The sequence below is a fragment of the Acinetobacter sp. Swhac1 genome, assembly GCF_013390985.1.
Classification (GTDB): Bacteria; Pseudomonadota; Gammaproteobacteria; order Pseudomonadales; family Moraxellaceae; genus Acinetobacter; species Acinetobacter towneri.
On sequence record NZ_JACASN010000011.1, the window covers coordinates 26765 to 38927 of the forward strand.

At 39.9% G+C, this 12163-nt stretch carries 8 protein-coding genes, 1 tRNA gene and 1 CRISPR repeat array (1 of these 10 only partly in view); of the genes, 8 read left to right on the forward strand and 1 reads right to left on the reverse strand.

Translation table 11 applies throughout. The annotated features are described in order from the left end of the window. Nucleotides 1-80 precede the first annotated feature (80 nt). The 3 genes from HX743_RS07525 to HX743_RS07535 all read left to right on the forward strand — a co-directional run bounded on the left by HX743_RS07525 (nt 81) and on the right by HX743_RS07535 (nt 2009). Nucleotides 81-156 (forward strand) — tRNA-Gly (locus tag HX743_RS07525). A gap of 286 nt (nt 157-442) precedes the next feature. Beyond that, nucleotides 443-745, forward strand: a complete 303-nt coding sequence (locus HX743_RS07530) for a helix-turn-helix transcriptional regulator (protein ID WP_070153706.1) — start codon at nt 443-445, stop codon at nt 743-745. A 4-nt stretch (nt 746-749) separates the two neighbouring features. Then, a complete protein-coding gene (locus HX743_RS07535; protein WP_131261189.1) occupies nt 750-2009 on the forward strand; it encodes a type II toxin-antitoxin system HipA family toxin in 1260 nt (419 codons plus the stop codon). Nucleotides 2010-2074: 65 nt separating this feature from the next. Here HX743_RS07535 and cas3f read toward each other — a convergent pair whose 3' ends face one another. Beyond that, nucleotides 2075-5263, reverse strand: coding sequence for a type I-F CRISPR-associated helicase Cas3f (cas3f, locus tag HX743_RS07540; RefSeq protein WP_178318883.1), 3189 nt, complete (start codon nt 5261-5263; stop codon nt 2075-2077). Between the two features lie 144 nt (nt 5264-5407). Between cas3f and HX743_RS07545 the strand changes: the two genes are divergently transcribed. Genes HX743_RS07545 through cas1f form a run of 5 tightly spaced genes read left to right on the forward strand, consistent with a single transcriptional unit; the run spans nt 5408 to nt 10222 of the window. Further along, the gene (locus tag HX743_RS07545; RefSeq protein WP_178318884.1) at nt 5408-6568 is read left to right on the forward strand and encodes a type I-F CRISPR-associated protein Csy1; all 1161 of its coding nucleotides are present in this window, start codon (nt 5408-5410) and stop codon (nt 6566-6568) included. Continuing rightward, a complete protein-coding gene (gene csy2 / locus HX743_RS07550) occupies nt 6565-7467 on the forward strand; it encodes a type I-F CRISPR-associated protein Csy2 (protein WP_178318885.1) in 903 nt (300 codons plus the stop codon). The genes HX743_RS07545 and csy2 overlap by 4 nt, the downstream gene beginning before the upstream one ends. A 25-nt stretch (nt 7468-7492) precedes the next feature. Continuing rightward, nucleotides 7493-8593 carry a type I-F CRISPR-associated protein Csy3 gene (gene csy3, locus HX743_RS07555; RefSeq protein WP_178318886.1) on the forward strand — a complete coding sequence of 367 codons (1101 nt, stop codon included), beginning with the start codon at nt 7493-7495 and terminating at the stop codon, nt 8591-8593. 1 nt (nt 8594) lies between these two features. Next, nucleotides 8595-9266 carry a type I-F CRISPR-associated endoribonuclease Cas6/Csy4 gene (locus HX743_RS07560; RefSeq protein ID WP_178318910.1) on the forward strand — a complete coding sequence of 224 codons (672 nt, stop codon included), beginning with the start codon at nt 8595-8597 and terminating at the stop codon, nt 9264-9266. Nucleotides 9267-9268: 2 nt separating this feature from the next. Further along, entirely contained in the window at nt 9269-10222 is a 954-nt protein-coding gene (gene cas1f / locus HX743_RS07565) for a type I-F CRISPR-associated endonuclease Cas1f (RefSeq protein WP_070154190.1), read from the forward strand. A gap of 96 nt (nt 10223-10318) precedes the next feature. Further along, a CRISPR array of direct repeats spans nt 10319-12163; the repeat unit is 28 nt; unit sequence GTTTGCCATCGCCCAGATGGTTTAGAAG; it runs 103 nt beyond the window's last position.

Genomic DNA, 12163 nt, shown 5'->3' on the forward strand with positions numbered 1-12163 from the left:
GTTGTTTATTTATTCAGTCAGTACAATGACATGCAAAAAATGATTGACCCTATTTTTGCATCATGTATTATACACCGCATGCGGGAATAGCTCAGTTGGTAGAGCACAACCTTGCCAAGGTTGGGGTCGCGAGTTCGAGTCTCGTTTCCCGCTCCAAATTCAAAAAGCCTCAATCGAAAGATTGAGGCTTTTTTATTGATTTTATATTATGTTATCCCCAATCATACTTTCTTTATTATCTTTTATTTCACAGTTTCGGGCCCCAAATACGACATATTCGTAGGTAGTTGCAAAAAATAAATGCATTAAAATCATTAGATTTCTTTAATCCAATAGAATCTCATCAGCCAATCAAGCATCTCATTATCGACCAACTGGCATAATTTCATAAATCCATTTTTTTGTGTTTTAATGGTGATATCACAATGTAAAACACAATATTATGGATTTAATATTCAAAAAACCTGAAGAAGTTGTTGCTTTATTATGTGAGAGGCTTCGTAAAGAACGTCTTTATCTGGAAATGACTCAGGCAGATGTTGCTGCGCGTGCGGGTATTGGTGTGAATACTGTATCTAATCTAGAAGCTGGTCGAAATGTTTCATTTGAAAATTTAGTACGTGTTGCCATGGTGCTCGGCCGATTAAAAGAATTAGAGGAACTTTTCAAACCACATTTAAATAGTGTAGATGACATGCTCCGCTATGAGAGTAATACGGCTCGCCAACGTATCAAAAGGAAATGAATCCATGCTCAAAAAACTTGATGTTTACTACAATGGATGGGGCGAATATTGGCTTTGGGGCACACTAGTTTCCTCAACTGCAATCACAGGTCGACCATTGATTGCTTTTGAATACAGCGCAGAAGCAATTAGTAAAGGTTTAGAGCTTTCATCTTACCTACTTCCGCTAAAAGGTGACCCATTAAGAAAGAACTTTCCTGCACATCAAATGGGATTACCAGGCCCTATATACGATGCCTTACCCGATGGCTGGGGCATGCTCCTGATGGATCGCTTATTTAAAAAAAATGGACTTAATCCAGCACGAGTTGGGCCTTTAGAACGCCTCACGTATATTAGTACACATGCAATGGGGGCATTATCCTTTGAACCTTCAGCATCCGAGTTAACATTAGCTGAAAATATTCCATTGCTAAGACTCGCTCAAGAAGTTCAGGAAGTTCTCAAAGGAGAAGGTGCCGAATTTTTACAGCATTTATTAATTATGGGCGGGTCTCCACAAGGTGCAAGGCCAAAAGCACTTGTTTATCGTGATCCTGTCACTAATGAATTCTCAACAGTTCACTCACATCAACATGAAGCTTGGCTGATCAAATTTCCCGCTCAGCAAGAGCATCCTGAAGTTTGTGCAATTGAAACTGTTTATGCAGAATGTTTGCGTCATTGTCATATTGACACCCCAGACACCCAATACTTCACTCTTCCGAATGGCCTAACTGCATTTGCCTCAAAAAGATTTGACCGCTGCGATGGCATGCGCATCCCTATGCAAAGTTTAGCTGCCTTTACAGGGGCTGATTTTAAATCACCTGGGAGTTTAGACTACAGCAACTTTCTTCGTGCTACACACTTTTGTACCAATGATATTCGCGAAAAAGCGATTGCATTCAAGCGCGCTGTTTTCAATGTGGTGTTCAATAATCGAGATGATCATTGCAAAAACTTTTCGTTTTTAATGTCTCAAAATGGACAATGGAAACTCGCCCCAGCCTACGACGTTACTTTCTGTGAAGGCCCAGGTGGATATCATCAAATGGATATTATGGGTGAAGCACTGGATATTACTCGGTCTGCCATTGTCAAACTGGGCATTCAGGAAGCAGAGCTTTCTATTCAAGAGGTTGATGAAATGATTAACTCAATTTGCGAAGTTGCCAGCCGATTTACGAAGATTGCTCATGATCTATTACCTGAACAAATTAGATCTGAAACTCTCCAAATGATCCAAAATAGGATTGAGCATAATATTCATTTATTGAATTGAATATAAACCATCCGATTTAATCAAAAGCAATCTGGAAATACATATAAAATTTAATCAATAACAGATCAGTGATAAACCCCGAACCCAAGATGGTATATCCACTGCGGGCTTTGGTCATTATAAACAGACAAAGACAACTTACATCCCTCTTGCACTGCAAGCCCATACTCTAATGTTAGCTCCTTGAGTTGCGCAGGTGATAAACTCAACCAAGCATTATCAGGAGCTGGTTCAATATTAAAAGTGACACTTTTAACAGCTTGCTCATATTTTCCAGTCTGAATATTCAGTTCTACGGAATCTGGAAAATGCTGATAAATAGATAATTCATCATCCTCAACATCAAAGCTATATACTTCCTGATTTTGCATATCTCTTAGACATGTATCTTTATATAACTGTTCCGTTAGCAAAGCTGCATTCACCTGAATATTAGAAAAGAGTTGTTCACCTTCTGAAGCAAAAAAGTCCTGATTAAACTTTTGAATTTGTTCATCATCATATTTTGTAAAGTCGCAGGTATTGGCATTGAATCTAAGTCTGGCATCAACCACCAGTTCATTATTAGACCAAGGCAAAAGTTGCGATAAATCTTGCGATTTATATTGTTTTTTGGTGTCCACATAACCTTCATAACCAGGCCGATTAAATACCGCCTGCTTTTTTGGCTGAGTCCTATCTTTATTTGCACAGTATTTATAGTTAAATTGTGGAATCACAATGTTGGGATGTTGCACAATATTTAAACGATGTCGATTAACACGCCCTGCTGTCTGAACTATCGACTGCACACTTGAAGCATCAATAATCGCCCAGTCAAAATCATGATCGCGCCCAACTTCTTCTACAGGCGTTGCAATCACAATCAATGGAATATCTATAGCGTTAGAGGTCTGAACGATACTTAATATCTCTTCATCCGTATAAATATGTTCATTTCCCGTTGGACGTTTTGTGCCATTTTTATGCCGTGTGAGCAAAAAGTCGAGTCGTTTTTCTTTGTGGAATCGTGAGATTAGCCAATCATGAGCATGGTAACAAGCAATCTGTGCATGTGGCAGTCGGCCTGATAAATGCTTTGCTAAATCAATAGCATGCTTGATATTTGCCACACGGATTAAACCAAATGAAAGTTTTTTGTCCTGTTTTTTAAGTGACCATCGATGTTGTTGATGTAGAGCTTCTGTCTGCTCCAAAATCGTCCTTTTCCATTGATCAACAGAAGGATTTTCAATACTGGCTAAACGTGCCAAACGATATGGCTGTTCTGCTTTAACCGTAAGAACGTGCTGCAACTCATCTAAATGCTGTTGATAAACCTGATTAAATACTGATGGTTCATGGCTTTTTTGTACCAGTATTTTAGGCTTCAATTCATTGTCTGCAATCGCTGCAATAAATTTTTGTGGTTCCTTATATAAGGCTGCGCGAAGCTCGACTCCTGATTCAAAAGCGCGGTAAATGCTATCTGCTACTGTTGCTGAAAGCGTTGCAGATGAACAAATGACATGACGACCATACATTGCAGCCAATTGGACTAAACGCAATACAGCGATTAATGATTTAGGTTCATAACCATCAATTTCATCTAAAATCAGGTCACTGCTCATAATTCTGAGCAACGCTTTAACATGATGCCCTTGTCGGTGTGGTTCGCCTGCCGCGATTAAATAATCAATCGTGGATACCAATAAAGGCGAGGCTAAAACATTTTGAGCAACTTTATCTACTCCCCTTTTTCCTTTGACTATTTTAGTAAATAGAGGATGCAACCACTGTGGTAAGTCTTGATCCTGTGCATAAGCATCAAATACAGGTTCTGGTAAATTTTCATCTTCATCAGCCACAGACGCATTTGCACGACTTTCATTAAATAACTTTTGGCTGACATGATCACCAATAATCACGGCAATTTCATCATCCGACAGATTCATGGAGCTTTTAAGTGCATCACCAGTCTGTAACGTTAATGAGCGAAGATTCAGTGCAATGGCAAGGCGTGGATCATTCGGTCTTAATATACATGCTGCACGCAGGTTCATTCTGGTTTTACCACTCCCCGTTCCTGCAATATTCAGCAATAAGCAAGGGGTATCTGGCATTTTATTGATTTGCTTTTGTAAGGCATGAGCAACCAAATTTTGCCACTGAAATCTGGGTAAAGTAGAAGGCTGACAGATAAACTCAACCGTTTGTTCACTTAAACCAGCAAGATTCAAATCTGTCATCATTTTTGTGGCGATATACGCAGCACGATCTCCAACCTGCTGCAAATGCCAATCCAGAGGTTGATCTTGCATTCGCTCCTTTTTGCCTTGTGGACTATTTTTTATCTTTGTATTGGCAAATAGGCTGACATTTTCAGGTTTTGTTTCAGAAAACTGTTCCGCAGAAACGGTATGGTCTGCATGAATGAGTGCTGCGCGGCTATGTAGTGCTAAAGCTTTCCAATATAACTGTTGATCTTCCGTTGCTTGGGTCATTTTCGCTAAGCGGGCCATACGGTTTTGGTGACTTTTAAATATGCTGTCATTTAAATCACCCGCACAGGTGAATTGTTCTACACGAGGATGTTTTTCCCTGACATGCAAATCCGCATTTGGATACCAGTTGTTATCTCCCAATAAGCCATGATGCGTCACCACCAAATAATCCACGGCTTCTAATTCATTCAGCAAAAATTGTTTTCTTATCTTAGTACGTTCGCCCAGGGTTAAATCTGTTAAGTTACGATCAATATTTTTCCATGCTTCTGGCCAATTCCAGTTATTTTTACGCATTTGCTGCAATAGTTTCATCGACAACCATTCATGTCGTACATCATCTTTGAGCATCTGCCCTGCCATCGCAGGACTTAATTTGCTTTGAAAGTGCTGAGAAGCCTTACCAATGTCATGTACATCACCTGCAGCACCTGCAAGTAAACTTGCTGCTCGAACCCATTCAGGCACTTGCAGCTGCTTTTGTTGTTTACATGTCGAAGCAACTGGATAAGCACCCTCTAAATTAAAACGATGCTTAGAACCTACGACCCAAACCAATTTCATTCTGCGCATACCATAATTCACATAAGCTGCTACAGCAGTTTGACGTGTTGCTGTTTTTTTCAGTGCACTGCGAATTTCTTTAAGTCCTTCCATGGTCATAGGTGCCTGCCATGAACTTTGCCCAGTGCGAATTGCATAGCTATCTAAAACAGCTCTGGTCTTTTTTAAAGCGCGTTTTTCACAAGCGGATATAAAAATTGTATGCATATTGGATGGATATAATTATTCATTGGATTTAATCGCATCTCTGCGACACATCATGTCGTTTAACTAAAAATAGCATTTGATAATAAATATTTCATCCGCTATTAATACTCTAAACAAATATATTTTAATAACTTAGGATGCATTATGACAAAAGATACAGAGGAAAATTCTTATCAGCAAGCCTTGGCTGAATCTGTTCATTACAGCCTAAAAACCGTTAACTCAAATATTGAAAAAGGCGGTATCCGCCTTGCGCAAAGCCATGCATTAAACTTACCTTATATTTCAGCACGAACATTACTTGCTGATGATTTTCTTGTTCCAACCGACTACCAAGCAAATGCAGGTAAAACTGCAACTTTATTTAAAGTCGTCAAAGCAGCTCAATTAGATGAAGAGCTGTCCGAAGCAGATGAAGAATTTAAGCAAAACGTGGCCTTGCTTAAACCACATTTAAACAAGATATTTGAACAACCATTTACTGCAGGGTTGGATATTATTGATATTCGCATGCGTCAATTACTCATTCCTAAAAATAATGAGTATCTATCCATCAGCCCACTTTCAGCAGCAGGTCTGAATTTACTGATTAATACTGAAGTTGATGCACTTAAAGAACAACGTAAAGCAGAAGGTAAAAATACAAAACTGAAGAATATTAAGACAGCTGTATTTGGTATTGGCGGATCAAATCCGCAAAACGTCGGAAGTCTAGTCCGATCCATGCAACGTCCTCTTGTTCTTGACTCACCTACTCAAGATCCTGAAACACGCCTTGCTTTTCAGTATTTTTATAAAGGCTTTGATTACCAAATTTCAAATGCCTATATCAATCGAGCGATGTATCAGGAATTGACTGAATATGCAAAATCCTTGATTGAACAACAAAAACTAAGTTTAAAGGTGGGCTTCCATGAACATGGCATACACGCCCCTTTTTCAAATATGCAAACACGTGCAGCAGAATTAACCACTATTCAGAAAGTTGTCGATGATGTTCTGCAACAAGGGCAAGACATCCTCCAAATTTTAAAGTCTGTTGCAAATGATTTGCCTAGTTTAAAAGTGTTGGAGAGAAAATCGAGGTGGAGCCATCCGCGTGTATCTCTGATCGCTCAAGGCTTAATTAATCCTGAACTGCAACAATTTGAAGATTGGCAACAGTTTTTTGCAGATGATTTAGCAAGACGAATCACGAAACACAGTTACTGGAAAAAAGAGATTAAAAATACGGTTGATATTAGCCTATCGGAAGCTGATGCCAAAAGCTTCCTCTCACGTCGTATTCAGGAGCTTTTAAAATGAGTTACTTCGTCGTTATTCCATACATTAAAGTGCAAGCAGCAAATTTTCAGAGCAATGGCTTAATTATGGGTGGTGCTCCACTGATGGCTGCTGCCATGTTTAGCCATCACCTTGCGCGTCAAATTGATGAAGAAGATCTCGGCTTTTATTATGTGCACCATGATATACAACCACTTGGTGGAGAAGCTTATGGTCGCTTCACTCCAGCACAACGACGCGGCGCGACATTCATTGGTAAAACAGATTACTCATCAAAAAATAAATATGCGCTTTCACTACAGCCTACTGCAAGCTGTCATTTGCTGTTCAGTTTAGTAATTGAATTTGACGCTAGACGTCCAGATCTAGACACATTAGTTCAAACTATCAAAAGAAGTAAATTTGCAGGCGGTCATATTCTCGAGTTTGGGAAAATTCAAGATTTTAATGATGCTGAAGATGCCTTGGCTCAGATCAGCTCTGGCTTTTTAATTCATGATAGGAATGATTTATTAACCGCCTATCAAAAAGCATATCAAGTAAATCGTTTGCAAGCCTTTAGCCAACTTTTAGCGCATCGTCCACAAGCTAAAAATAGTGATACACCTATTTTAGAACATTTACCGAATGAAAACTTAGCATGGCTTTCTGCAACAACTTTAGGTTATGCCTTACTTGAACAACCAACTGCTGATCGTGCTGGAATTCGCCATGCCGATGATCAGGATGAAACACAGCATGCCTATGCAGAACCTTTAACAGGCTTGATTCAGTATCACTCACTTAATTCAATCTTGAATGAAATCCGCCTTGAAACATCAATTTATCCCGATGACTATTTAGAACAAATCCAATGGTCGTATCACTGGATTCAAGATGACGTTTTTTTATTGCAACAAAATCAACAGTTCAACAACTAATTGACATTTATAAGGAATAAACATCATGTCTACATCTGAAAATTTCAAAAAATTACCAGGCAGCCTTTCTTTACAACGCGGGACATTAATCAGTGATGCTGCCTTCTACCATTTACATGCTGATGGCAAAGAAGATGCGCTACATGTAATGTATCATGGTATTCGTGGTACTCAAAACGTGGCAGGCAATAAAGATAAAGGTGCTGCTTCGGGTAACTCTGTCGCCCGTGAAGTTTCCAATATTCAAATGACAGAATCGGCGAAACTTTTGCCCGATGCTAAGCTTCTAGTCAAATGGAGTTTACGTTTCATCGACTTAGATCATATTTTATTTGCTTCAGCATCCAAAGCAGGTGCAGACAAACAAGAGGAAAAAGATTTTCGCGCAAGTTTCAAGGATTTTATCGAAAAGGCTAAAAATAGCGAAGGGATTGAAGAAGTTGCTCGTCGTTATGTCCGCAACATTGTGAATGGACGTTGGTTATGGCGTAATCGCAGCGTTGCAGAACATATTTCGATTAAAGTCAGCGAAATTATTGAACATGATCAAAGTCAGACGACTAAAAGCTATAAATTAATTGCTGAATTTAATGCTTTGGATTACAGCCTAAAATCATTTGATGATGTTTCTGAAAGTGAAAATAAAATTGCCAATATCTTAGTCAGAGGCATGCAAGGTGATGTCAATTCAGGATTACATATTGAAGCGATTGTAGATTTTGGCATGGGTGGTGTTGAAGTCTTTCCATCACAAAACTATCTTGAAGAAAAACCAAAAGGTTTTTCGCGCTCACTGTATCAACTCAATCCTATCCGCCCTGAACGTCAAGCCAAAGACAATCAGTTTTTAGGACAAGCAGCGATTCGTGACCAAAAAATTGGTAATGCCTTACGCACCATTGATACTTGGTATGACAAATTTTTAGAAAATGATAGTAAACCAATTCCTGTAGAGCCAAATGGCGCAAGCCTAGACGCACAGGACTTTTTCCGTGTAGACAAAAAGAAAAAAGATTCTGCTTTTGATATTTTAAAAGAAATTCGCAGTTTAGACCCAAATAGCGATAAAGGTATGTTCTTAATAGCCTGCTTAGTTCGTGGCGGCGTTTACTCTGAGGGAGAGTAATATGCAACCCAACTATTATCTTGATATTCGTATTTTAGACAGTGCGGATGATGGTGAGCTTACCCTCACCCATCTGCGCAATCAAATTTACAGTATTGTGCATGGTGCTTTTCGAAAAATGCCAGAAAAATTTGCCTTAGCTTTAGAAATTTCACCACGCCAGCAACGAAAAATGCTGACCAAAGAAGCAAAATATAATTATCCCATAACACCAAATTATGATGTTTTACGTATTTTTGCATCGGAACAAGATGATTTAGATCAATTAGTTGAGCGCATTAAAGGTCATTGGAAAATCAGGGACTATGCTGTACTCAATCATCCTGTTGCTGTACCTATAGCAAAGGTGACGGGTTGGCGCTGTTATTTTCGTTTTCGATTACCAACCTTAAAAGCTGAACCCAATTTTTTAAAGAATTATCCTGAACGAGAAAGTTTACACACCAAACGCTTTAATAAAGCCAAGAAACTTCCTTACTTTAAGGTCATTAGTCAAAGTACTGGGCAAAGTTTTACGGTTCCTATTGAGATTTTTGATATTAATTTTGAGGAAGAAAATTTTGGACTTCCTGAAAATTACAAGGATGTTAACGTGTTAAAAAGTGGTTTACCTGATGGGTATGGCCTAGCACGAAAACAACACGCTTTCGCATTACCTGTGTTTGAGGTATAAAAATGAGTGATTTCCGTCAGCAACGCAGTCGTGCTCTGATGTTATCTAAACGAGCCTGTGTATTTTACCTTGAGCGGGTACGTGTCATGCTCAAAGATGATCGGATTGTGTATCTGACGGATAACCTTCAACCGATGGAACATTTTTATAATATTCCTGAAAAAAATACGGCGTTCTTATTGCTCGGTAAAGGCAGCTCCTTAACCGATGCTGCCGCCCGTCGTTTGGCAGAATCTAATGTTATGGTTGGATTTTGTGGTTCAGGCGGTTCTCCTCTCTTTTCATCACTTGATCTCACTTTCCTCGCACCACAAAGTGAATATCGCCCAACCGAATATATGCAAACGTGGATGAGAGCTTGGCTTGAAGATGATGCTCGCTTACTGATGGCTAAAGTTTTACTAAGCGAACGTGTGTCTATTACTGAAAAAGCATGGAAAAAGAATATCAACTTAATACAACACGGTATATCGCTTGACCCCATTGCTATGACACGTTTTCTACAAGATATTGATTTGGCAAATAATCAAACAGAATTATTAGCAGCCGAAGGCCGTTGGGCAAAAAGTCTCTATAAACAACTTGCATCGGGTTTAAATTTTGAATTTAGCCGTGAGGAAGGAAAAGGGTCGCATGAGTCCTTACGTGATATTGCCAATAGTTATCTAGATCATGGTAATTACATTGCTTATGGTTATGCTTCTGTCACACTAAATGGTATGGGAATAAGTTTTGCCTTACCTATTTTGCACGGTAAGACACGTCGTGGTGGTTTAGTTTTCGATATTGCAGATTTAGTAAAAGATGCTTTTGTTATGCCACAAGCGTTTATTTCTGCCAAAAATGGACATAATCAAAAAGAGTTTAGAATGCAACTGATTGAATCCTGCCAAGATCAGGATGTCTTAGACTATATGTTTAACTTCATTTCTGAGCTATGCAATAAAATCAAATGATTTCAAAAGTTTATTGATTTTTGTTTTTTTGATCTATTTTCACTCTTTAAAAACCTATATCATTATTATCTAGAGCTTTTTATGATAAAAGTTCTAGTTTGCCATCGCCCAGATGGTTTAGAAGATTTTTATAGAATTTCTCAACATACACATTTTGTTTGCCATCGCCCAGATGGTTTAGAAGTTGTCTTGCGCTTCACCCGCCATAACAACTTCGTTTGCCATCGCCCAGATGGTTTAGAAGTACATCCCGCTGGATTCTGAAATTTTGGGTTTGTTTGCCATCGCCCAGATGGTTTAGAAGAGTCTTTGGCGGTAATTTCTGCACGATTGGCTGTTTGCCATCGCCCAGATGGTTTAGAAGTACATCAATGTACCAGTTTGGATTGATGGTTCGTTTGCCATCGCCCAGATGGTTTAGAAGACAAACTCAGGCGCTTTAGGCATTAAATCAATGTTTGCCATCGCCCAGATGGTTTAGAAGGCACCGCCATATAAGCTGACCGACACACTAAAGTTTGCCATCGCCCAGATGGTTTAGAAGAAGCAATAGCAATCGGATTATCAGCTTCGAATGTTTGCCATCGCCCAGATGGTTTAGAAGAAGCCGATGCACCAGGTCACATAACTGTTACCGTTTGCCATCGCCCAGATGGTTTAGAAGATCAGAAATTGAGATCATGCTTAACGCGCTCAGTTTGCCATCGCCCAGATGGTTTAGAAGGATAATCGAGACAATCCCTACAGGTACGAATGGTTTGCCATCGCCCAGATGGTTTAGAAGGAGTTCAGCAATATCTTTGGTGTTGCCAATGCGTTTGCCATCGCCCAGATGGTTTAGAAGAACACGCCGAGTTGCGTGGGGTTTGCTGTTCGGTTTGCCATCGCCCAGATGGTTTAGAAGTTCTTGAATTAGCACAGGCAACACACCAAAAAGTTTGCCATCGCCCAGATGGTTTAGAAGCACAAGTCTTTTAAGCCGTTGGGGGCAGGCGTGTTTGCCATCGCCCAGATGGTTTAGAAGATCGACACCACAGCATTATGTGGCTTGGTCTTGTTTGCCATCGCCCAGATGGTTTAGAAGGCAGCGGCTTGCTTCGTTTCAGACACGATGCCGTTTGCCATCGCCCAGATGGTTTAGAAGTCAAATGCAACACTCACACGTGGCGACATCTCGTTTGCCATCGCCCAGATGGTTTAGAAGTAAGGCTTGAGAATGGACATTCACAACAGCAAGTTTGCCATCGCCCAGATGGTTTAGAAGCCCGCTTCCAAAATTTAGAAATGATGTGGCCAGTTTGCCATCGCCCAGATGGTTTAGAAGAACATCAAGCGTGTGGACTTGCCAGCTTAGAAGTTTGCCATCGCCCAGATGGTTTAGAAGTAACAGTCTGTGCACTGATATTGTATTTAGCTGTTTGCCATCGCCCAGATGGTTTAGAAGAACTTCATATTTTAATTCAGCAAGAATTTTATGTTTGCCATCGCCCAGATGGTTTAGAAGAAGACATTGACCCGCAAATATTGGCTCAATTGGTTTGCCATCGCCCAGATGGTTTAGAAGATGTGGGAAATTGAAAGCCCTAAGATTAGACGGTTTGCCATCGCCCAGATGGTTTAGAAGACAATGCAGCGTATTTACATGCTTGCTCAATCGTTTGCCATCGCCCAGATGGTTTAGAAGATCTACGTCTTTGTGTGTTGCGCCACTAGGATGTTTGCCATCGCCCAGATGGTTTAGAAGAAAGCATCATCGGCCCTGATACTTTTAGATCAGTTTGCCATCGCCCAGATGGTTTAGAAGATTCAAGTGGCTAAAATATTGCACATCTACATGTTTGCCATCGCCCAGATGGTTTAGAAGGCAATAGCAACTAAAGCGGGAGTGGTCACATGGTTTGCCATCGCCCAGATGGTTTAGAAGTAAGGAAAAGTTATGAA

What these genes read in the sequence shown, in the direction of transcription:
- HX743_RS07530 (WP_070153706.1), top strand. Translation starts at nt 443, where the DNA reads ATGGATTTAATATTCAAAAAACCTGAAGAAGTTGTTGCTTTATTATGT.
- HX743_RS07535 (WP_131261189.1), top strand. Translation starts at nt 750, where the DNA reads ATGCTCAAAAAACTTGATGTTTACTACAATGGATGGGGCGAATATTGG.
- cas3f (WP_178318883.1), bottom strand. Translation starts at nt 5,263, where the DNA reads ATGCATACAATTTTTATATCCGCTTGTGAAAAACGCGCTTTAAAAAAG.
- HX743_RS07545 (WP_178318884.1), top strand. Translation starts at nt 5,408, where the DNA reads ATGACAAAAGATACAGAGGAAAATTCTTATCAGCAAGCCTTGGCTGAA.
- csy2 (WP_178318885.1), top strand. Translation starts at nt 6,565, where the DNA reads ATGAGTTACTTCGTCGTTATTCCATACATTAAAGTGCAAGCAGCAAAT.
- csy3 (WP_178318886.1), top strand. Translation starts at nt 7,493, where the DNA reads ATGTCTACATCTGAAAATTTCAAAAAATTACCAGGCAGCCTTTCTTTA.
- HX743_RS07560 (WP_178318910.1), top strand. Translation starts at nt 8,595, where the DNA reads ATGCAACCCAACTATTATCTTGATATTCGTATTTTAGACAGTGCGGAT.
- cas1f (WP_070154190.1), top strand. Translation starts at nt 9,269, where the DNA reads ATGAGTGATTTCCGTCAGCAACGCAGTCGTGCTCTGATGTTATCTAAA.